The sequence below is a fragment of the Nocardia beijingensis NBRC 16342 genome (genome assembly GCF_001612785.1).
Classification (GTDB): domain Bacteria; phylum Actinomycetota; class Actinomycetes; order Mycobacteriales; family Mycobacteriaceae; genus Nocardia; species Nocardia beijingensis.
This window is the reverse complement of the sequence record NZ_BDBC01000053.1, coordinates 55,211-76,544: the sequence shown is the minus strand read 5'-3', so window position 1 is coordinate 76,544 and position 21,334 is coordinate 55,211. Positions and strand designations below refer to the sequence as shown.

At 68.3% G+C, this 21,334-nt stretch carries 21 protein-coding genes; 12 read left to right on the top strand and 9 right to left on the bottom strand.

Annotated elements, in window-relative coordinates:
- Positions 1 to 268 precede the first annotated feature (268 nt).
- From rpsB to NB3_RS26380, 5 genes are all read left to right on the top strand, one after another.
- Complete coding sequence (rpsB, locus tag NB3_RS26400; RefSeq protein WP_067808753.1) at positions 269 to 1,105, top strand: 30S ribosomal protein S2; 837 nt, start codon at positions 269 to 271, stop codon at positions 1,103 to 1,105.
- Positions 1,106 to 1,276: 171 nt separating this feature from the next.
- Entirely contained in the window at positions 1,277 to 2,101 is an 825-nt protein-coding gene (gene tsf, locus NB3_RS26395; RefSeq protein ID WP_067808751.1) for a translation elongation factor Ts, read from the top strand.
- Between the two features lie 196 nt (positions 2,102 to 2,297).
- Complete coding sequence (gene pyrH / locus NB3_RS26390; RefSeq protein WP_067808749.1) at positions 2,298 to 3,026, top strand: UMP kinase; 729 nt, start codon at positions 2,298 to 2,300, stop codon at positions 3,024 to 3,026.
- 50 nt (positions 3,027 to 3,076) lie between these two features.
- Positions 3,077 to 3,634 (top strand): ribosome recycling factor, encoded by a 558-nt coding sequence (frr, locus tag NB3_RS26385; protein WP_039799509.1) that lies wholly within the window; start codon positions 3,077 to 3,079, stop codon positions 3,632 to 3,634.
- A gap of 195 nt (positions 3,635 to 3,829) precedes the next feature.
- The gene (locus NB3_RS26380) at positions 3,830 to 4,741 is read left to right on the top strand and encodes a phosphatidate cytidylyltransferase (protein WP_067808842.1); all 912 of its coding nucleotides are present in this window, start codon (positions 3,830 to 3,832) and stop codon (positions 4,739 to 4,741) included.
- 9 nt (positions 4,742 to 4,750) lie between these two features.
- Here NB3_RS26380 and NB3_RS26375 read toward each other — a convergent pair whose 3' ends face one another.
- Positions 4,751 to 5,116 (bottom strand): LapA family protein, encoded by a 366-nt coding sequence (locus NB3_RS26375; protein WP_067808746.1) that lies wholly within the window; start codon positions 5,114 to 5,116, stop codon positions 4,751 to 4,753.
- 121 nt (positions 5,117 to 5,237) lie between these two features.
- On the opposite strand from NB3_RS26375, the gene rlmN reads away from it, so the two are divergent.
- Complete coding sequence (rlmN, locus tag NB3_RS26370) at positions 5,238 to 6,347, top strand: dual-specificity RNA methyltransferase RlmN (RefSeq protein ID WP_067808744.1); 1,110 nt, start codon at positions 5,238 to 5,240, stop codon at positions 6,345 to 6,347.
- A 56-nt stretch (positions 6,348 to 6,403) separates the two neighbouring features.
- Here the strand turns inward: rlmN and NB3_RS26365 are convergent, their stop codons facing one another.
- A complete protein-coding gene (locus NB3_RS26365) occupies positions 6,404 to 6,817 on the bottom strand; it encodes a DUF5997 family protein (RefSeq protein ID WP_067808742.1) in 414 nt (137 codons plus the stop codon).
- 61 nt (positions 6,818 to 6,878) lie between these two features.
- Here NB3_RS26365 and NB3_RS26360 point away from each other — a divergent pair, with 61 nt between their 5' ends.
- Positions 6,879 to 7,799: a LysR family transcriptional regulator gene (locus tag NB3_RS26360; protein ID WP_067808740.1), complete on the top strand. Its 921-nt coding sequence runs from the start codon at positions 6,879 to 6,881 to the stop codon at positions 7,797 to 7,799.
- A 52-nt stretch (positions 7,800 to 7,851) separates the two neighbouring features.
- Here the strand turns inward: NB3_RS26360 and NB3_RS26355 are convergent, their stop codons facing one another.
- Both NB3_RS26355 and NB3_RS26350 read right to left on the bottom strand, forming a co-directional pair.
- Entirely contained in the window at positions 7,852 to 8,166 is a 315-nt protein-coding gene (locus tag NB3_RS26355; protein WP_067808738.1) for a hypothetical protein, read from the bottom strand.
- A 132-nt stretch (positions 8,167 to 8,298) separates the two neighbouring features.
- Entirely contained in the window at positions 8,299 to 8,565 is a 267-nt protein-coding gene (locus tag NB3_RS26350; protein ID WP_067808736.1) for a DUF2631 domain-containing protein, read from the bottom strand.
- 144 nt (positions 8,566 to 8,709) lie between these two features.
- Here NB3_RS26350 and dxr point away from each other — a divergent pair, with 144 nt between their 5' ends.
- The 5 genes from dxr to NB3_RS26325 all read left to right on the top strand — a co-directional run bounded on the left by dxr (position 8,710) and on the right by NB3_RS26325 (position 15,272).
- A complete protein-coding gene (dxr, locus tag NB3_RS26345) occupies positions 8,710 to 9,849 on the top strand; it encodes a 1-deoxy-D-xylulose-5-phosphate reductoisomerase (protein ID WP_067808734.1) in 1,140 nt (379 codons plus the stop codon).
- A gap of 164 nt (positions 9,850 to 10,013) precedes the next feature.
- Positions 10,014 to 11,213: a M50 family metallopeptidase gene (locus NB3_RS26340; RefSeq protein ID WP_067808732.1), complete on the top strand. Its 1,200-nt coding sequence runs from the start codon at positions 10,014 to 10,016 to the stop codon at positions 11,211 to 11,213.
- A gap of 108 nt (positions 11,214 to 11,321) precedes the next feature.
- Entirely contained in the window at positions 11,322 to 12,479 is a 1,158-nt protein-coding gene (ispG, locus tag NB3_RS26335; protein WP_067808730.1) for a flavodoxin-dependent (E)-4-hydroxy-3-methylbut-2-enyl-diphosphate synthase, read from the top strand.
- 67 nt (positions 12,480 to 12,546) lie between these two features.
- The gene (locus NB3_RS26330; protein ID WP_084823687.1) at positions 12,547 to 13,410 is read left to right on the top strand and encodes a GNAT family N-acetyltransferase; all 864 of its coding nucleotides are present in this window, start codon (positions 12,547 to 12,549) and stop codon (positions 13,408 to 13,410) included.
- A 74-nt stretch (positions 13,411 to 13,484) separates the two neighbouring features.
- Entirely contained in the window at positions 13,485 to 15,272 is a 1,788-nt protein-coding gene (locus NB3_RS26325; protein WP_067808728.1) for a penicillin-binding transpeptidase domain-containing protein, read from the top strand.
- Positions 15,273 to 15,290: 18 nt separating this feature from the next.
- Here NB3_RS26325 and NB3_RS26320 read toward each other — a convergent pair whose 3' ends face one another.
- From NB3_RS26320 to NB3_RS26300, 5 genes are all read right to left on the bottom strand, one after another.
- Positions 15,291 to 16,289, bottom strand: coding sequence for a hypothetical protein (locus tag NB3_RS26320; protein WP_067808726.1), 999 nt, complete (start codon positions 16,287 to 16,289; stop codon positions 15,291 to 15,293).
- A 121-nt stretch (positions 16,290 to 16,410) separates the two neighbouring features.
- Positions 16,411 to 19,359 carry an IPT/TIG domain-containing protein gene (locus tag NB3_RS26315; protein ID WP_067808724.1) on the bottom strand — a complete coding sequence of 983 codons (2,949 nt, stop codon included), beginning with the start codon at positions 19,357 to 19,359 and terminating at the stop codon, positions 16,411 to 16,413.
- Between the two features lie 333 nt (positions 19,360 to 19,692).
- Positions 19,693 to 19,998 (bottom strand): hypothetical protein, encoded by a 306-nt coding sequence (locus NB3_RS26310; protein ID WP_067808723.1) that lies wholly within the window; start codon positions 19,996 to 19,998, stop codon positions 19,693 to 19,695.
- Positions 19,995 to 20,432 (bottom strand): hypothetical protein, encoded by a 438-nt coding sequence (locus tag NB3_RS26305; RefSeq protein ID WP_067808721.1) that lies wholly within the window; start codon positions 20,430 to 20,432, stop codon positions 19,995 to 19,997. The genes NB3_RS26310 and NB3_RS26305 overlap by 4 nt, the downstream gene beginning before the upstream one ends.
- Positions 20,429 to 20,650 (bottom strand): hypothetical protein, encoded by a 222-nt coding sequence (locus NB3_RS26300; RefSeq protein ID WP_067808719.1) that lies wholly within the window; start codon positions 20,648 to 20,650, stop codon positions 20,429 to 20,431. Before NB3_RS26300 ends, NB3_RS26305 begins: the two co-directional genes overlap by 4 nt.
- Positions 20,651 to 21,334: the final 684 nt, after the last annotated feature.

Genomic DNA, 21,334 nt, shown 5'->3' with positions numbered 1-21,334 from the left:
GGACCGATTTAGATCTGGTGCCGGGAGGTCGTAAACTGATCGGGCGGTCTGTGCATGCATGGACCGACTTCGCGCGCCACCCGTGCTTGTCCCCAGCGGCGCTGTTCGAATCGAGCTCGAGACCATTGGGTTCGCGGCAGCGTGTTCGGAACAGTGAATCGCCGGCTGGTCCCCACCTTCGTGGTCGGGTCCGACGATTCGGTGGCGCCAGGGCAGCGGATCGCCGATTCGCTGCGTCAACCGGCAACGAAAGAGAGATACGGGAGCCATGGCTGTCGTAACCATGAAGCAGCTGCTCGACAGCGGCGCGCACTTCGGACACCAGACCCGGCGCTGGAACCCGAAGATGAAGCGGTTCATCTTCACCGACCGCAACGGCATCTACATCATCGACCTGCAGCAGACGCTGACCTACATCGACAAGGCCTACGAGTTCGTCAAGGAGACCGTCGCCCACGGTGGCACCGTCCTCTTCGTCGGCACCAAGAAGCAGGCCCAGGAGTCGATCGCGGCCGAGGCGACTCGCGTCGGGATGCCCTACGTCAACCAGCGCTGGCTGGGCGGCATGCTCACCAACTTCTCCACCGTGCACAAGCGTCTGCAGCGCCTCAAGGAGCTCGAGGCCATGGAGCAGACCGGTGGCTTCGAGGGTCGCACCAAGAAGGAAATCCTCATGCTCACGCGTGAGATGAACAAGCTGGAGCGCACCCTCGGCGGTATCCGCGACATGCAGAAGGTGCCCTCGGCCATCTGGGTCGTCGACACCAACAAGGAGCACATCGCCGTCGGCGAGGCGCGCAAGCTGAACATCCCGGTCATCGCGATCCTGGACACCAACTGCGACCCCGACCTGGTCGACTACCCGATCCCGGGTAACGACGACGCGATCCGTTCCGCCGCCCTGCTGACCAAGGTCGTCGCCTCCGCGGTGGCCGAGGGCGTGCAGGCGCGCGCCGGTCTGTCCTCGGGCGACGAGAAGCCGGAGGCGGGCGCGGGCGAGCCGCTGGCCGAGTGGGAGCAGGAGCTGCTCGCGCAGGCCGCCCCCGGCGCCGAGGCCGCCGAGACCTCGGCCGAAGCGTCGGCCGAAGCGTCGGCCGAAGCCTGAGACTCGTCACCACCGCGGCGTCAGCGAACGGTCCCGGAGGCAGTAGCTTGCGCAACCACGCGGGGCCCGTGAACGCCGCGGTCGGGCACAGTTCCGGCGGCGTTCACGGGCGAGTGCCATCGTGATCACCGCTGCCAACACTCACACTTCTCCGAAGGAGGCTCGCCGAGAATGGCGAACTACACCGCTGCCGATGTGAAGCGGCTCCGGGAGCTGACCGGCTCCGGGATGATGGACTGCAAGAACGCGCTGGCCGAGACCGACGGTGACTTCGACAAGGCCGTCGAGCTGCTGCGCATCAAGGGCGCCAAGGACGTCGGCAAGCGTGCCGAGCGCACCACCGCCGAAGGCCTGGTCGCCGCCAAGGACGGCGTCATGGTCGAGATCAACTCCGAGACCGACTTCGTCGCCAAGAACGCGGAGTTCCAGCAGCTGGCCGAGCAGGTCGTCACCGCGGCGGCGGCGGCGAAGCCGGGCGACCTGGACACGCTGAAGGCGCTGGACCTGGGCGGCAAGACCGTCGACGAGGCCGTGCAGGCGCTCGCCGCGAAGATCGGCGAGAAGCTGGAGCTGCGCCGCGTCATCTCGCTGGACGGCCCGGTCGCCGTCTACCTGCACAAGCGTGCCTCCGACCTGCCGCCGGCCGTCGGCGTGCTGGTCGAGTACACCGGTGAGGGCGACGCCGCGGCCGAGGCCGCCCGCGCCGCCGCCATGCAGGTGGCCGCGCTCAAGGCGAAGTACGTGAGCCGCGACGAGGTTCCGGCCGACGTCGTGGAGAACGAGCGCCGTATCGCCGAGCAGACCGCTCGCGAGGAGGGCAAGCCGGAAGCCGCGCTGCCGAAGATCACCGAAGGCCGGGTCAACGGCTTCTTCAAGGACGTCGTGCTGCTCGAGCAGTCGTCGGTCACCGACTCCAAGAAGACCGTCAAGGCGCTGCTGGACGAGGCCGGTGTCACCGTCACCCGCTTCGCCCGCTTCGAGGTCGGCGCGAACTGAGTTTCGCCGCACCTCCAGCGTGCAGGCCCCCCGCCGACCGAAGGAACGCCGGTTGACGGGGGGCCTTCTGCTGCCGCTCCAACCGAATAAGGCAGGATAGGTGCCGCTCTGCCTTGCTCTACGTCACAGGCGCCTGCCGTGCGCAACGAGATCGCCGCAAGAACGACAATCCCTCGCCGAAGGAGACTGGAGACCCATGACGGACCCGGGGACCGATCGCCCAGGATATCGCCGGGTGCTGCTGAAACTCGGCGGGGAGATGTTCGGCGGCGGGAAGGTCGGACTGGACCCGGACGTCGTGCAGACGGTGGCCGAGCAGATCGCCGAGGTGGTCGGCACCGGCGTCCAGGTGGCCGTGGTGATCGGCGGCGGCAACTTCTTCCGCGGCGCCGAACTCGAGGAGCGCGGCATGGAACGCGCCCGCTCGGACTACATGGGCATGCTCGGCACGGTGATGAACAGCCTTGCGCTGCAAGACTTCTTGCAGCAGCAGGGCGTGGACACCCGGGTGCAGACCGCGATCACCATGGGTCAGGTCGCCGAGCCCTACCTTCCGCTGCGCGCCAAGCGGCACCTGGAGAAGGGCCGCGTGGTCATCTTCGGAGCCGGCATGGGCATGCCGTACTTCTCCACCGACACCACCGCAGCGCAGCGCGCACTGGAGATCGGCGCGGACGTGGTGTTGATGGCCAAGGCGGTCGACGGGGTGTTCACCGCCGACCCGCGCGTCGACGAGACCGCGACCATGTACACCGAGATCACCCACAAAGAGGTCATCGAGCGCGACCTCAAGGTCGCGGACGCGACCGCCTTCAGCTTGTGCATGGACAACCAGATGCCGATTCTGGTGTTCAATTTGTTGACCAAGGGCAATATCGCCCGCGCGGTCGCCGGTGAGAAGATCGGCACACTGGTTCGGTCCTGATACTCGCGGACCGCGGATCATGACATGACGACGCTGTGGAGGAAACGGTCGTGATTGAAGAAGCGCTCTTCGACGCCGAGGAGAAGATGGAGAAGGCCGTCTCGGTGGCGAAGGACGATCTCGGAACCATTCGTACCGGTCGGGCGAATCCGGGCATGTTCTCCCGGGTCGTGGTCGACTATTACGGATCGCCGACCCCGATCACCCAGATGTCCAGCATCACGGTGCCGGAGCCGCGCATGGTCGTGATCAAGCCCTACGAGGCGGCCCAGCTCGGGGCGATCGAGACCGCGATCCGCAATTCGGATCTGGGCGTCAACCCCACCAACAACGGCGACATCATCCGGATCTCGGTGCCGCAGCTGACCGAGGAGCGCCGCCGTGAGCTCGCCAAGCAGGCGAAGGGCAAGGGCGAGGACGCGAAGGTCGCCATCCGCAATGTCCGTCGCAAGGCGATGGACGAACTGTCCCGCATCCAGAAAGATGGCGAGGCAGGCGAGGACGAGGTCGGGCGTGCCGAGAAGGAACTCGACAAGACGACCGCCAAGTATGTCGGCCAGGTGGACGAACTGGTCAAGCACAAGGAAGCCGAACTGCTCGAGGTCTGACGCGGATCGGTCGGCACGCGGGACCGGGCCCGGAGGAGGCCCGGGTCACCGTGAGTGCCGCCGGTGATTGCGCCTAGGCCCACCCGGGCGGGGGACGAACGGAACGACGAGTTGAGCGACGGGACAATCGTGGCCGAGAACGCCGCCGCGACCGGTGCGGCAAAGGAGCCGCCGGTGAACGGGACAGCCGATGCGATGCGACAGCACCCGCACGATGCTGGTGCTTCCGGTCATGAACCGCTAGGCCCCACGAATCCTCCCGCGCCGCACCCGGCTCCCGCGTCGAGTGGTTCCCGCGCGGGTCGCAATCTGCCCGCAGCGCTGACGGTCGGCTTCGGGCTCGGCCTCTCGCTGATCGCGATCCTGCTGTTCGTGCCGAAGGTGTTCATCGGCGTCGCGGCGGCCGGAGTCGGCGTGGCCACCTGGGAGGTCGCCAAGCGGCTGCGCGAGGCGGATGTGCTCGTGCCTCGGGTTCCGCTGATCGCGGGCGGCCAAGCGGTGTTCTGGCTGGGCTGGCCGTACGGCGCCAGCGGCGTTGCGGGCGCGTTCGCCGCGACCACGTTGGTCTGCATGGTGTGGCGGCTGTTCGACCACGGCTTGCGGACCGCTCCGCGAAACTTCTTGCGCGACACCGCCATCACGGTGTTCACGCTGGCCTGGATTCCGCTGCTCGCCTCGTTCGCCACGCTGCTGCTGCTCGAACCGGACGGCAACCTGCGGGTGCTGACCTTCATGATCCTGGTGGTCTGCTCCGACGTCGGCGGTTACGTGGCGGGCGTGCTGTTCGGCAAGCACCCGATGGTGCCGTCGATCAGTCCCAAGAAGTCGTGGGAGGGCTTCGGCGGCTCGCTGGTGTTCAGCGTGATCGGCGGCCTGCTCACGGTGACCTTGCTGCTGGACGCCAACTCGATGATCGGCGTCGTCCTCGGCGTCGGCCTGGTGCTGGTGGCCACCTGCGGCGATCTGATCGAATCGCAGATCAAGCGGGAACTCGGCATCAAGGACATGGGCACGCTGCTGCCCGGCCACGGTGGCATCATGGACCGGCTCGACTCGATGCTCCCCTCGGCGTTCGTCTCCTGGCTGGTGCTGTCCACGCTGCTGTGAGCTCGCGCGTCAGACCTTCTTGGCCGCACGGCGCAATTGCAGGATGCGCATGCCGCCCACCGATGCCATGACGAGTGCGCCACCGATCACCGACAACAGCACGGTGACGCCGAGCGGCAGCGAGAAGTCCCAGAAGAAGAAGTGCACCTGGACCTGCTCGAGGTTCTGCACGATGAAGATCAGCAACAGGACGAGGATCAAGACGCCTGCGACGAGCCCGGTCCAGGCGTAACCGGTGCGCGAGGCCAGCGACTTCTTGACCGGAGCGACGGCCGGGGCACCCGGGACCACGGGCGGTTCGGCCGGCGGTGTCGTGCGCTGGCGCTTCGACAGGTCCGGATCCGGTTCGGGCGGGTGTTCGGCATGCGTGGACATATCTCGATCATGGCTGACGGCTATCGCCGCCGCAGGCATTTCCCGGTGGCGAGCCCGGCATGTCGAGCCGCATGCGGTCGAGTGCGGGCATGTTTCCTCCGGATGGGACAATGGAGCAACTATGACCGTCTCCCTGCCCCTGGTTTTCGACGCCCCACGCCGCGGCATGCCGCCGCGTCATCTCGCCGACCTCGACGCCGAGGGCAGGCGCGCGGCCGTCGCGGAACTGGGCCTGCCGAAGTTCCGCGCCGATCAGATCGCCCGGCAGTACTACGCGCGTTTGCAAGCCGATCCGGCGCAGATGACGGATCTGCCCGCCGCGGTCAGGGAGAAGATCGGCGAAGCGCTGTTCCCGCCGCTGCTCGACGTGGTCAAGCATGTGGCGTGCGACGACGGGGAGACCCGTAAGACGCTCTGGCGCGCCGGCGACGGCACGCTGCTGGAAAGCGTGCTCATGCGCTACCCCGACCGGGCGACCCTGTGCATCTCCAGCCAGGCCGGTTGCGGCATGGCGTGCCCGTTCTGCGCCACCGGACAGGGCGGACTGAACCGCAACCTGTCCACCGCCGAGATCGTCGACCAGGTGCGTGCCGCGGCCGCCGCGCTACGGGACGGGGAAGTGGCGGGTGGGCCGGGCAGGCTGTCCAACATCGTCTTCATGGGCATGGGGGAGCCGCTGGCGAACTACAAGCGGGTGATCGCCGCGGTCCGCCGGATCACCTCGCCCGCGCCGGACGGTCTCGGCATCTCCCAGCGCAATGTCGTGGTCTCGACCGTCGGGCTGGCTCCGGCCATCCGCAAACTGGCCGACGAGGGATTGTCCGTCACGCTCGCGGTCTCGCTGCACACGCCCGACGACGAACTGCGCGACACCCTGGTCCCGGTCAACAATCGCTGGCCGGTCGCCGAAGTGCTGGACGCGGCCCGCTACTACGCCGACAAGACCGGCCGCCGCGTCTCGGTCGAATACGCGCTCATCCGCGACATCAACGACCACCCATGGCGCGCGGACATGCTCGGCGAGAAGCTGCACAAGGCGCTCGGCTCACGGGTGCACGTCAACGTCATCCCGCTCAACCCGACCCCCGGGTCCAAGTGGGACGCCAGCCCCAAGCCGGTCGAGCAGGAGTTCGTCCGCCGCGTCAACGCCAAGGGCGTGCCCTGCACCGTCCGCGATACCCGCGGCCAGGAGATCGCGGCCGCCTGCGGACAGTTGGCCGCGGAGAACTGAGCTACCCGGCCGGCGTGACCCCGGCTGTCGCAGCTCGCTGACGGTCGACGGATGCCCTACCCGCGGTTCTTCGCCGGACGGTTGGTCGCGGCGCGACGTTCGGCTTCCTTCGTCTTGATGCGCTCGTTCTCCGCGCGGACCGCGGCGTAGTTCTCCCGCTCGCGCACGAGCCACTCCGGCGGGTCGGCGAGCAGAGCATCGATCTCGTCGACGGTGAGGTGGTCGGAGACCCCGGCACGGGTCAGGCCGGTGTTGGAGACGCCGAGCTTGCGCGCCACCACATCGCGCGGGAACGGACCGGTGCGGCGCAGCTCGACGAGCCATTCGGGGGGATCGTTGCGCAGCGCGTCGAGCTGGGTGCGGGAGATCGGCGCGTTGCGGAACTCCTCGGGTGCGGCCGGAAGGTAGATGCCGAGCTTGTTCGCCGCCGTCAACGGCTTCATCATCTGCGATTTCTGGTCCGGGCTCACCGGCCCAGCTTACTGGGCGGCGCGGCGGGGCCCGACCGTGCGGTGGCATACGCTTCCACGAATGAGCCGGTTGGAGTCGATCGATGTCGTGCGCCTGCGCTGGTTCGTCGCGGTCGCGCAGGAGTTGCACTTCGCGCGCGCGGCGAAGTCGCTGCACATCTCGCGGCAGAAGCTCAGCCATACCGTCATCGACTTGGAGAACGAGCTCGGCACAAAGCTGTTCGTGCCGGGCGCGCAGCCGACCCAGCTCACCGATGACGGGCGGGAGCTGCTCGAGCAGGCGCGCGAGATCCTCGCGCGGGCCGAATCGGCGGCGCGGCGGGACGAGCCCGAGGTTCCGGCCGCCCTGCGGGTGGGTTTCGTGCCGGGCGTCACGGTGTCCAAGTGGACCCGGATCTGGGCCGAGCGGTTCCCGGACGTCCCGCTCGAGGTGAGCGCGCTGGCGCAGGCGGATCAGGAAGCGGCTTTGCGCACCGGCCGGGTGGACATGTGCTTCGTCCGGCTCCCGATCGACCGCGAAGGCCTGAGCGCGATCCCGCTCTACCGGGAGGTTCCGGTCGTCGTGGTGCAGAAGGAACACCCGCTGTCGGTGTTCGACGAGGTGCGCATGGCCGACCTGGCCGACGAGCGGCTCCAGGACGCCTCGGACGTCGACGCGGTGGGCGGCGCACTGGAACTGGTCGCCGCGGCCGGTGGCGCGGCGATCGTGCCGCACTCGCTCGCTCGCCTGCATCATCGTCGCGACCTGGTCTACCGTCCGATGCTCGACGTTCCCGACACCGAGGTCGCGCTGGCCTGGCCCGCCGACCGCACCACCGATCTGGTCGAGGAGTTCGTCGGGGTGGTCCGTGGCCGCTCCGCGCGCAGCTCCCGCGGCCAGGCCCGAGCCGAGCAGAACGAGCCGCGGAAGAAGCCGGCGGCCAAGAAGACCGGAGGGCGTCCGGCCCCGGCCAAGAAGCCCACCCGGCGTCGCGGACGGTAGCCCGGCCGTCCGGCGGCGGCGCGAACCGGCCCGGGTCCGCGCCGCCCGGCGATCAGCCCTTGCAGACTCGGTTCAGTTCGTCGGTCGCGGCGTCCATGCTCGTGACCTTCTCGTCGGTGAGGGCGCGGGCATAGCCGGCGATGGCGTCCTTCTCCGCGCCCTCGGCCGGGATGGCCGAGAGCTTGGCGGCCAGCGACTGCTGCACGGTCGGGTCCAGATTGCCGCCCGACTCGTCGATGGCGGCGTTGATCGCGTCGACGGCAGCGCCGCACGCCGGTGACTGGGCATGCGCGGGCGCGGCGGGCGACAACAGCAGCGAGCCGAACGCGCTCGCGGCGAGCAGGGCGGCCGAACAGGTCTTGATCATTGCGTCCTAAGTGGTCGTCGGAACAGAAACCGAGGTCCGCGACCCGGCTGGGACGCGGACCTCGGACGCACACGGTACCGGGCCATGGGCCGCGGTACAGGACGAATGAACTTGTGCGAGAAGGATTTCCGGCTAGCGCGGCTTGCGCTGGAGCACCGAGTCGCGGATCAGGATGCCCGCGATCAGGACGGCGAAGCCGACGAGGAAGATGTCCTCGACCTTGCCCTTGTGGTTGCCGACCAGCATGGCGAGCAGGATCAGCGCGACGATCCAGCCCGCGATCCGGAAGGTACGACGCGACTCGCCGCTCCAGCCCCAGGCCGCGGAGGGAACTTCGGCGGGATCGACGCGAGTGACGACGCGCTCGGTTTCGACGTGTTCGAGTTCCGTGGCGGCCACGATCGCTCCTTAGCTGTTACTTGTACCGCGATTCCGGTACGCCCTCGATGAGCTGCTGCCGCATATCGTGACATACGACGGTGCGTCGTTGTAAGTCGGCCCGCGCCCGTCGAACGCGTTTCGGAGGTAGGACACAATGAAGACGTGTCCGACATCGTGAGAGTCCTGCTGCTGGGCAGCACCGGATCCATTGGCACTCAAGCGCTCGAGGTGATCGCCGCCAATCCCGACCGCTTCGAAGTGGTCGGACTCGCCGCGCGCGGCGGCAACACCGAGCTGCTCGCCGCCCAGATGGCCGCCACGGGCACCCGCAATGTGGCCGTCGCCGATCCGGCCGCGGCCCAGCGGTTGGACCTGCCGCTCGGCGGTCCGGGAGCGGTGACCGAGCTGGTGCGCCGCACCGAGGCGGACGTGGTGCTCAACGCCCTGGTCGGCTCGCTCGGGCTGGAGCCGACCCTGGCGACTCTCCAGTCCGGCACGCGCCTGGCCCTGGCCAACAAGGAGTCGCTGGTCGCCGGCGGCTCCCTGGTCACCCGTGCCGCCGCTCCCGGCCAGATCGTCCCGGTGGACTCGGAACATTCCGCGCTGGCGCAATGCCTGCGCGGCGGCCGTGCCGACGAGGTCGAGCGGCTGGTGCTGACCGCCTCCGGCGGCCCGTTCCGCGGCTGGACCGCCGAGATGCTGGAGTCGGTCGAGCCGGCCGAGGCCAAGGCGCATCCCACCTGGTCGATGGGTTTGATGAACACCCTGAACTCGGCCTCGCTGGTGAACAAGGGACTCGAGCTGATCGAGACGCACCTGCTGTTCGGAGTGCCCTACGACCGCATCGACGTCACCGTGCACCCGCAATCGATCGTGCACTCGATGGTCACCTTCACCGACGGCTCCACGCTCGCCCAGGCCAGTCCGCCGGACATGAAACTGCCGATCGCCCTGGCGCTCGGGTGGCCGGACCGGGTGCCGGGCGCCGCCGCGGCCTGCGATTTCGGCACCGCGTCCACCTGGACGTTCGAACCGGTCGACAACGACGTCTTCCCCGCGGTGGAGCTGGCGCGTGCCGCGGGTGAGGCCGGTGGCAGCGTGACCGCGGTCTACAACGCCGCGAACGAAGTCGCGGTGCAGGCTTTCCTGGACGGCGCCATCCGTTTCCCGCAGATCGTCGGCACGGTGGCCGCCGCCGTGGAGGCCGCGCGGCAGTGGCGCGCGGAGCCCGATTCGCTCGACGAAGTCCTCGCCGCGGACGCCTGGGCGCGGGAGTTCGCCGCTGCTCGGGTGCGCGGCTGAGGCTTCGACGGCGGATCGGACGCGCGGAGCGACGGCGTCCTGGCACACTGAACACACCGGGCAGGACTTTGTCCCATTAGGGTGGTGGGAGTGCTCGCGGCCAGGAGCGGACGCGTGCGTGCGGGATATTCGAGCTGCGCATACGCAGGAGGGCTGTAGAGCAAATGGTGTTCGCGTTGGGATTCGTGCTGTTCGCGCTGGGCATCACGGTGTCGATCGCGCTGCACGAATGTGGGCACATGTGGACCGCCCAGGCGACCGGCATGAAGGTGCGACGGTATTTCATCGGATTCGGGCCGAAGATCTTCTCGTTCCGCCGCGGTGAGACCGAATACGGCCTCAAGGCGCTTCCGCTCGGCGGTTTCTGCGACATCGCCGGCATGACGGCGCTCGACGAGCTGCGCCCGGAAGAACTCGACCGCGCCATGTACCGCCAGGCCACCTGGAAGCGGCTGGTGGTGATGTCCGGCGGCATCGCGATGAACTTCGTGCTCGGCTTCATCCTGATCGTGCTGCTCGCCGTCGGCTGGGGGTTGCCGAACTTGAAGGAACCGCCCGCGACCGCGCTGGGGGTCATGAGCTGCGTGCCGCAAGGCAAGCCCGACGGCTCCAGCGAGCCGTGCACCGGCACGGGCCCGGCGCAGCGCGCCGGATTGCAGCGCGGCGACATCGTCAAAGAGGTCAACGGCGTCAAGGTGGACACTTGGCGGCAGTTCCAGGCCGAAACCCAGAAGCAGACCGGCCCGTTCACCTACGTGATCGAACGCGACGGCCGCACCCTCACCATTCCGGTGACTCCGGAACGCGTCGTCCGGTATCCCGAGGGCGGCGGCGAGGGCCGCGTGGTCGGCGCCATCGGTGTGGCGCCGGAGCGCTACGACCCCGTGCGATACGACCTGCTCGGCGCCGTTCCCGCAGCCGCAGGGTTCACCGGCGACATGTTCCTGCGCACGGTCGACTCGCTGACGCAGATGCCGGCGAAGGTATCCGCGCTGTGGGACGCGGTGACCGGAGGCGAGCGGGATCCGGAGACCCCGGTCAGCGTGTACGGCGCCAGCAAGATCGGCGGCGAGACCGCCGAGCGCGGCCTGTGGAACGTCTTCATCCTGGTGCTGGCCAGCCTGAACTTCTTCCTCGGCATCTTCAACCTGCTGCCGCTGCTCCCCCTGGACGGTGGGCACATCGCGGTGGTGATCTACGAGAAGATCCGCAACACCATCCGCGGCTGGAAGGGGCTCGCACCGGGTGCGCCGGTGAACTACCTGAAGCTGCTGCCTGCGACCTATGTCGTCGTGGTGATCGGCGGTGCGTACATGCTGCTCACCCTGGCCGCCGACATCGTCAACCCCATCAAGCTGTTCTGACCGGGGCCCGGATGGGGTGGTGTGACCGGCGACGTACGGTGGGCTTCGCGCGCCACGGCTAGACTCGGCACCGAACCGGCCGGACACGACGAAAGTAGGCAGCCGAAGGTGACCAGCACAATCGGATTGGGGATGCCGACCGCCCCCGCGGCAGTGCTCGCTCCACGGCGTAAGACCCGCCAGCTGATGGTGGGCAATGTCGGGGTTGGCAGCGACCACCCGATCTCGGTGCAGTCCATGACCACGACCAAGACGCACGACGTGAACGCCACCCTGCAGCAGATCGCGGAGCTCACCGCGTCGGGGTGCGACATCGTGCGGGTGGCCTGCCCGCGTCAGGAGGACGCGGACGCGCTGGCCACGATCGCCGCGAAATCCCAGATCCCGGTGATCGCCGACATCCACTTCCAGCCCCGCTACATCTTCGCCGCGATCGACGCCGGATGCGCCGCGGTGCGGGTCAACCCCGGCAACATCAAGGAGTTCGACGGCCGGGTCAAGGAGGTCGCCAAGGCCGCGGGCGCGGCGGGCATCCCGATCCGCATCGGCGTGAACGCCGGTTCGCTGGACAAGCGGATGCTGGAGAAGTACGGCAAGGCCACGCCGGAGGCGCTGGTGGAGTCGGCGCTGTGGGAGGCGAGCCTGTTCGAGGAGCACGGGTTCGGCGACATCAAGATCTCGGTCAAGCACAACGACCCGGTGGTCATGGTGGAGGCATACCGTCAGCTGGCCGCGCAGTGCGACTACCCGCTGCACCTCGGCGTCACCGAGGCGGGCCCGGCGTTCCAGGGCACGATCAAGTCGGCGGTCGCCTTCGGCGCGCTGCTGTCGGAGGGTATCGGCGACACGATCCGCGTGTCGCTGTCCGCACCGCCCGCCGAAGAGGTCAAGGTCGGCGGGCAGATCCTGCAATCGCTGAACCTGCGCCCCCGCAAGCTGGAGATCGTGTCGTGCCCGTCCTGCGGGCGCGCCCAGGTCGACGTGTACACGCTGGCCAACGAGGTGACCGCGGGCCTGGAGGGCATGGCGGTGCCGCTGCGGGTGGCCGTGATGGGCTGTGTCGTGAACGGCCCCGGCGAGGCGCGCGAGGCGGACCTGGGTGTGGCCTCCGGCAACGGCAAGGGCCAGATCTTCGTCAAGGGCGAGGTCATCAAGACCGTCCCGGAGGCGCAGATCGTCGAGACGCTCATCGAAGAGGCGATGCGCATCGCCGAGGAGATGGGCGAGGACGCAGGCACCGGCGAACCGGTCGTCACCGTCCGCTGAGGACGCGCCTACCAGCGCTTTCGGCATAGCCGTACCGCATCGCGCCGGTTCGTGGCAGGCTGTCACCGTGCGGAGTCTGCTGGAGCCGGCGCGTCGGGCCAAATACGCCCCTGCGCGGCAGCTCGCTAATCGGGATCTTGCTCAGGTGCTGCGTGTGCTGGATGCCGATCCGGTGGCCTCATGCATGGTCGCGGCCCGCTTGCAGGAGTTCGGCCTGGACAACCGGTGCGGCCAAGGGGAGCTGTGGAGCAGGGGCGGCCCGGCGGAGTCGCTGTGTTTCTCGGGGGCGAACCTGGTGCCGTTGCTGGGGGATCGTGACGCGTTGCGCGCTTTCGCCGATCGCGCCGTCCGCTGGCCCCGGGTCTGTTCCTCGGTGGTGGGGCGCAGGGAACTGACGTTGCCGCTGTGGGAGATGCTGGCCGGTCATTGGGGTCCGGAGCGCGAGTTGCGCGGGGAACAGCCGCTGCTGGCGCTGGCCCAGCCGCCGCTGGCCACGCCGGACGCGGAGGTCCGCCGGGTGCGTCGCGACGAACTCGACCGCTACCTCTCGGCCGCGATCGCCATGTTCATCGAGGAGGTCGGCGTCGATCCGCGCGCGGGGGACGGCGGCCGCGGCTACCGCCGCCGCATCCAGAGCTTGATCGAATCCGGCCGTGCCTGGGCTCGTTTCGAGGACGGGGAAGTGGTCTTCAAAGCTGAGGTCGGTTCGCTGTCGCGGCGCACAGGTCAGATCCAAGGCGTCTGGGTGCACCCGGAGCACCGGGGGAGGGGATACGGCACCGCGGGCACCGCGGCTGTCGCGAACGCCGTGATCGCCTCGGGCCGCACGGCGAGCCTGTATGTGAACGACTACAACGCGATCGCTCGCCGCGCCTACAGCCGGGTCGGATTCCGGCAGATCGCGACCTTCGCCACCGTCTTGGTCGACTGAGCGCGGCCGTCCGCGCGGCGAATCCCGGAGTGCCGCAGGCGTTTGCCCGGCAGTGACTACTACCATCGGTCCCGATGTGGACTCGGATGCTCCTCTCGCTCGCCGTCGCGGCCGTCACGGTGGCCGCCGCCGGTTGTGCGAGCAAGCCGCAGGGGCCGGTCCCCGTCGCGGACGCGTTCGTCAAAGCGTTCGCCGAGCACCGGGTGAGCGCCGCCGCCGACCTCACGAACCTGCCCGAGAAGGCGAGCAGCGCCCTGCGTTCCGCGTGGGATCAGCTCCAGGCCGAACAGCTCACGGCGCGCACCGGCGCGGCGCGCGTGACCGGTGACACCGCCACCGTCGACTACACCTACGAGTGGCGGCTGCCCAAGAACCGGACCTGGAAGTACTCGGGCCAACTGCAGATGGGCCGCAGCAACGGGCGCTGGATGGTCCGCTGGACCTCCTCCGACATCCATCCCAAACTCGGCGACACCCAGACCATGGCGTTGCGATCCGATCCACCGCCGCGGGCGCGGGTGAACGAGCAGTCCGGCAGCGACGTCATGGTGCCGGGCAAGGTGTCCAGGGTCGCGTTCGTCGCGGCCGACGCCGCCGATCCGAAAAGCGTGGCCACCGCCCTGTCCGCCGCGCTGTACCGCTTCGACAAGTCGCTGACGCCCCAGTCGATCCTGGACGCGGCCGAGGCCGCGCACGGTCCCTACACGGTCGCGCTGCTCAACGACCTCGAATCCGCCGAGGTGACCACCGATCTGATCGGTCTGCCCGGCGTCACACTGACGCAGCAATGGGATCTGGTCGCCACCGATCGGGAGTTCGCGCCCGACCTGCTGGCCCAGGTGCGCAAGACGGTGATCGCGGAAGTGGACGGCAAGGCCGGGTGGAGCGTGGTCACTCTGAACGCCAACGGCGCCGACACCGACGTCCTGATGGAGGTGCCCTCGCAGCCGGCGCCGTCGTTCTCGCTCAGCATCGACCGCACTGTGCAGAACGCCGCCCAGCGCGCCGTGCAGCCGCGTGCCGAGCAGACCATGATGGTGGTGCTGCGCCCGTCCACCGGTGCGATTCTGGCCGTCGCGCAGAACAAGGCCGCCGATCGGGACGGCCCACTCGCCACGATCGGCCAGTATCCGCCCGGCTCGGTGTTCAAGACGGTGACCGCCGCCGCGGCCATGTCGAACGGCCTCGCGACCCCGGACACGGTGCTGCCGTGCCCGAGCCGGATCGTGATCGGGGAGCGAACGATCCCCAACTACAACCTGTTCACCGTCGGCAATGTGCCGATGTCCACGGCCTACGAGCGGTCCTGCAACACTTCGTTCGCCAAACTCGCCAGTGCACTGCCCGGTCCCGCGTTGCGCGAGGCCGCCGCGAAGCTCGGTGTCGGGCCCACCTATTCGGTGGTGGGGCTGCCGACGACTTCCGGCTCGGTGCCCGCCTCCGACGACCTGATCCAGCGCACCGAGGACGGGATCGGCCAGGGCAAAGTGGTGGTCAGCCCGTTCGGCATGGCGCTCATGGCGGCGACCATCGCGCACGGCTCGGCGCCCGTGCCGTACCTGATCGCCGGGCGGCCCACCCGGATCGATGGCGACCGCCCGGCGCCGGCCCCCGATGTCATCGAGGGACTGCGCACCATGATGCGCCAGGTGGTGGTCGGCGGTACAGCCGAGCGGATCGCCGATCAGGGCGAGGTCTACGGCAAGACCGGCGAAGCCGAAGTGGACGGCGGATCGCACTCCTGGTTCGTCGGCTTCCGAGGCGATCTCGCCTTCGCGACGCTCCTGGTCAAGGGCGGCAGCTCCGACAACGCCGTCGCGGTGACCCGCGACATGCTGGCGGCGCTGCCACCCGAGTACTGAGGCGTGGTCGCCGCACCGTCAGTCACCGACCGACGGCCCGATCAGCAGATGCTCCAGACTGACCGTGTGATCGGAGTACTCGTCGACGCCGATGACAGCGACGAAGTCGCGATCGCCGGCACGCTGTTGCAACGCGCCCCACGCGTGGGCGAGGTACCACCCCGCTCCAGCGGTGCCACGTGGACCCAAACCGCCGCAGTACATCCAATAGCGGCCGGGATGTCGCTGCGGACTGGGACGCACGCGGGCGACGACGCCGATATTGCGGTCGTCGCCGGAGTCGTACCCGCTTCCGTCCGACAGCCATAGCCGCACGGCAGGGGAGCCGTCGGCGGTGCCTTCCCGCAGGGTGAACAGCGGACGCTGCGCCGTGTCCAGATACAGCTGCAAGCAATCGTTGCCGATGAGCCCGAAGCTGATGTACGGGCGGTCGCGGTGTGCGCGGATATCGCGGTCGCTGCGAACGTCGATCGGAATGCTGGTGTGTCGCTGCAGGAAGGACAGCACATACAGCAATCCGCGAAGATCGTTCTCCGCCACCACCGACGGGACGTCGGCATTCCGGTTGCCGAGCGCGCCTTGCTTCTGGAACACCCGCTGTCGGCTGATCCCGGCCGCTCGGAGCGCTTCCACCGACGACTGCGCCAGTTCGAACGCCGGGTAGACCAGCGTCGTTCCGTCGGTGGTCGCCTCCGCCCCGAGGAATGCCTCCAGCGAGGCGTCGACGCCGACGAACCCCATCTCCTGCGAACGGTCGACGGGTATGGAATTGGCCATTTGAAACAGTCCCTCGACGGTCCAGCCCGGGAACATCCGTTCCAGCACCCGGCAGTGATAGTCGCGCGGCAGTCCGATCATGCGCCCGGACAACCACTGGTAGTACTGCGCCTTCGCCGGCCCGTGCCCAGGCGGGATGGGCGGATCGAGCCGCGCCGCGCACCGGTCGTACGCGGCCAGAAAATCGTGATGACTTTTGAGATGCCGCTCCGCCAGCAGCATCTTGAGTACGGTCGCCAACGAAACCCCCTTACCCCTGCAGCCTCCGTCAACGGTGACGGAGACTCGTGTCGTATTCGCTCAACCGCGACGAAACTGGGCCGCCGGCAAGAGCGTGCCGACGGCCCAGCCGCTTCAGCCGTCAGATGTAGGTGAACGCAAGGCCATTACTGGTTCCTCCTGCTGTGGTGACGGTGAGTTGTACGGTGCCCGTGCCGGGGGGCGTCACCGCCGTGATCTGCAGTGCCGAGTCGACGGTGAACGACGCCGCCGGTGTGCCGCCGAAGTCCACCGAAGTGGCTCCGAGCAGGTTCGTTCCGGCGATGACGACCGTGGTTCCGCCCGCGATCGGCCCGACGTTCGGCAGCGCCGTGACCAACGTGGGAACCCCGAGGTAGGTGTAGGCGACGCCGTTGCTGGTTCCTCCTGCGGTGGTGGCGGTGACCTGCACGGTGCCGGTCCCGGCAGGTGCGACAGCGGTGATCTGGGTATCGGAGTTGACGGTGAACGAGGTCGCCGGTGTGCCGCCGAAATCGACCGCGGTGGCGGTGGACAGCCCCGTCCCGGTCAGGACGACGATCGTCCCACCGGCTTCCAATCCCACATTCGGCAGCACCGTGGTGAGGGTGGGGAGCGGAATGTAGGTGTAGGCGACGGCGTTGCTGGTTCCGCCTGGTGTGGTGGCGGTGACCGACACAGTTCCGGTTCCGGCGGGTGCGACGGCGGTGATCTGGGTGGCGGAGTTGACGGTGAACGACGTCGCCGGGGTGGCGCCGAAGTCGACCGCTGTGGTGCCGGTCAGCCCCGTCCCGGTGAGAACGACGATCGTTCCGCCCGCCTCCACGCCCACATTCGGGACAGCAGCCGTCAGCGTGGGAACCGCGATGTAGGTGTAGGTGAGGCCGTTGCTGGTTCCGCCGGATGTGGTGGCGGTGACCTGCACTGTACCGGTTCCGGCGGGTGCGACGGCGGTGATCTGGGTATCGGAGTCGACCGTGAACGAGGTCGCCGGTGTGCCACCGAAAGTGACCGCGGTAGTGCCGGTCAATCCGGTTCCCGTGAGGACGACCGTCGTTCCGCCCGACGCGGATCCGGCATTCGGGACCGCCGTGATGAGGGCGGGCACCGGAATGTAGGTGTAGGCCACGCCGTTGCTGGTTCCGCCCGCTGTGGTGACGGTGACCGACACCGTTCCCGTTCCGGCGGGTGCGACGGCGGTGATCTGGGTATCGGAGTTCACGGTGAACGAGGTCGCCGGTGTGCCACCGAAAGCGACCGCGGTAGCCGTCGACAATCCGGTGCCGGTGATGACGACCGTCGTCCCGCCCGCTGCCACACCCGCGTTCGGGGCCAGCGCGGTGAGCGTGGGAACCGCGATGTAGGTGTAAGCGAGGGCGTTGCTGGTTCCGCCCGGTGTGGTGACGGTGACCGATACTGTCCCGGTTCCCGCCGGTGCGACGGCGGTGATCTGGGTGGCGGAATTGACGGTGAACGACGTGGCCGGTGTGCCACCGAAAGTGACCGCCGTGGCTCCCGACAGGTTCGTTCCGGTGATCACCACCGTTGTTCCGCCGGCCACCGGACCGACATTCGGCACCACTGCGGTGAGCGTGGGAACCGAAACGTAGGTGTAAGCGAGGGCATTGCTCGTTCCACCCGGCGTGGTGACGGTGACCGACACCGTTCCCGTTCCGGCGGGTGCGACGGCGGTGATCTGGGTGGCGGAGTTGACGGTGAACGACGTCGCCGGGGTAGCGCCGAAGTTGACCGCTGTGGCTCCGTTCAGCCCGGTTCCGGTGATGACGACCGTTGTCCCGCCCGACACCGGACCCACGTTCGGGACCAGCGCGGTGAGCGTGGGAACCGCGATGTAGGTGTAAGCGAGGGCGTTGCTGGTTCCGCCCGCTGTGGTGACGGTGACCGATACCGTTCCGGTCCCCGCGGGTGCGACGGCGGTGATCTGGGTGGCGGAGTTGACCGTGAACGAAGCCGCCGGTGTGCCACCGAAAGTGACCGCCGTGGCTCCGGACAGGTTGGTTCCGGTGAGGATGACCGTCGTTCCGCCCGCGGCCGGCCCGGAGTTCGGAACCAGCGCGGTCAGGGTGGGAGCCGCGACGTAGGTGTAAGCGAGGGCGTTGCTGGTTCCGCCCGGCGTGGTGACGGTGACCGACACTGTGCCCGTTCCGGCGGGTGCGACGGCGGTGATCTGGGTGGCGGAGTTGACGGTGAACGAGGTCGCCGGTGTGCCACCGAAGTTCACCGCGGTGGCTCCGGTCAGGTTCGTGCCTGTGAGCACGACCGTCGTCCCACCGGTCACCGGCCCGGAGCTGGGCGCGATGCTCGTCAGAGCGGGCACCGCGGCGTAGGTGTAGGCGACGCCGTTGCTTGTTCCACCCGAGCCGGTGACGGTGACTTGCACCGTTCCGGTCCCCGCGGGCGCGACGGCCGTGATCTGGGTCGGGGAATTGATCGTGAACACCGTCGCGGTGCTTCCGAACCGCACCGTCAGCGGGCCGGTGAACCCGGTGCCGGTGATGACGACGTTGTTGCCGCCCGAGGTGGGGCCTGAGGTCGGCGAGATCGACGTGATCGTGGGGACCACGACATAGATGTAAGGGACCGCGCCGCTGGTGCCGCCGGGACCGGTCACGGTGACCGGGACGATCCCTGTTCCGGCCGGAGTGACGGCCGTGATCTGCGTGTCGGAGACGACCGTGAACGAAGACGCGGGCGTGCTGCCGAAAGTGACCGCCGTAGCGCCGGTGAAGCCGGATCCGTTCAGCGTGACGGTCGTTCCGCCCGCCGTGGAGCCCTGATTGGGCGTGATGCTGTTCAACGCTGGAACCGCGACGTAGGTGTAGGCGACCCCGTTGCTGGTTCCGCTCGAGTTGGAGACGGTGACCTGTACGGTGCCGACCGACCCGGCGGGTGCGACGGCGGTGATCTGGGTCGCGGAGTCGAGCGTGAACGTGGTTGCGGTACTGCCGAATCGTACGGTGGTCGGGCCGCCGAATCCGGTGCCCGTGATCGTGACGCTCGTACCGCCGGTGGTCGGTCCCGATGTCGGGGACAGAGAGGTGATGGTAGGCATGACGCTGCCTCCTTGTTGCCGTGGTGATTGTTCCTCTGTACCGGGGGGCGCCCGACTGTCCAGTGGCCCGGCTAGTTCCCATCGAACTCCGAGTTCACGGGCCTGGCAACGAGTCTGGAATCCGTTTTGGTCCGTTTTCGGATCGGTGGCGGCGTGGATACTTGCGAAGTGAACGACTTGGCAAGCGTTGCGGCAGCAGTCTTTTCGGCGGCGCCGAAACGCCGCCGATTATTTGCCGATTCGAAGCGGTCGGCCGGAGACCGGAAGACCGCGAACATTCGGCGACCACCTGGTAACGCCCCGCGTGTTCCGATCGTCGAGTTCCTGTCCGGATCAAAGGAACAGTTCGGGCGGATCGTCGAATTCGATGCCCGCTTGTCGCGCTCGGGACACCATTTTCCGATCCCATTCCCGGTGCACCCGCAGTGCCATCCGGAACTCGCCCATCTGCTGGGACATCTGCTGCGTTTGCGAAATGGCGAGGTCGCTCAATACTTTCGCGGCATCGGCCTTCGTCTTGGTCATATGGGCGTCGACGTCGCCGCGTTTGAACCACGCCGTCACCGCCGCCGACAGAGCCGACGAGCCGGCGATGAGCACGAGCGCCGCGAAGATCGGCGACTGCTGGACCAGATTCATGACGCCTCCCTCAGCTTCACGGCACGCAGTATCCGGACGTCTTGCAGAACCTGTCGGCGTTTCCACAGGAACGCCAGACCCAACGCCATCGGCAGCGGCCCGCCGAGAACGGTGGGCGGACCGAAGGTTCCGTGCTGCAGCTGCAACAGCAGCAGTTGCGCACCGAAGGCGACCAGGGACCAGCCGAGCGCGCCCAGACCGACCTGCTCGATCAGATAACCCCAGACCCGCCGGGCGAACAGACCGACCAGTGTCGTTGCGCAGCCGATCAGCATGAGGACGAGCCACAGGGTGCGGAATCCCGGCGGCATGGCGGCGAACACCGAATCGGGCGGCGGCCCATAGACGCACTGCAACAGCATCGAGGCACCGAAGACGGCGCACAGCACCACCTCGAAGGGGTCGTGGCGGGTCTTCTCCTTCCTGGCTTTCATGCTGGTTCACCGCTGTCCGGTGGCGCCGGGCTGACCCGGTGGCGTGCCGACTCGACCGCGGGCAGACCCAGCGCCGCCGCGACGAGGGCGAGGACGAACCCGGAGAGGTCGGACGAGACAACGCCCTTGGTGACCCCGTACCCGATCAGCGCGACCAGCAGTGGATACAGCAAGGCGCGGACGGGCTCGCTGTGCAGGATCGCGATCACTTTGTTCATCGTTTCTTCCCTTTCTCTCTTGACGGCAGCAACGGCGCCGCCGACCGTTTCTCGAGCCCGGTGACCGGAAATCGGATGTACCCAGTTGCCGGGGTCTGCTGGGACACGGTCAGGAGTTCTGACCGCGTCGGTGTCATGGCGTCCCACCCCCGACCGGGGGACTAGTTGAACCCGTGTGTGGTGGAGGACGGTTCGTGGTGGGCTGTTTCCGCCCGCACCCCGGCGGCGCCGTCCCGTCGAACGCCGGTTGTCACCGTGGCAAGAGGATCCCGCGCGCGCCGTCTCGAGGACGGGGGGAGGAAGGTAGGCATGGCGCTGCCTCTCTGTTTGCTGGTTCCTCCGAAGCGGGGGTGCGCGAAGCTGGTGCCGGATCGGTTAACTCCGTTATGCCGCAGGAAAGGCGCGTCGGCAATGTGTCGGGTGATCCGTTTTTGTCCGTTTTCCGGATTGTTGCCACGTGTTGACCAGGCCGCGTGCCGCACCGGGTGCGCGTCGTGCGGCCTTGCCGCGGAGTTGTTCTCGCCGGGTCCGGCGGAGCGGGGCTGTCGTCCTCGCTGTCCACCGTCCGCTCGGTGGACGGAATTCGCACGCGCGCAGTGCCAGTCGGTGTCGGCCCCTGCTCGTCAGGGGAGGCCCACTCGCCGGTGTGCAGGAAGGTCCGGCCCCTCGGCGCGGAACGGTCTA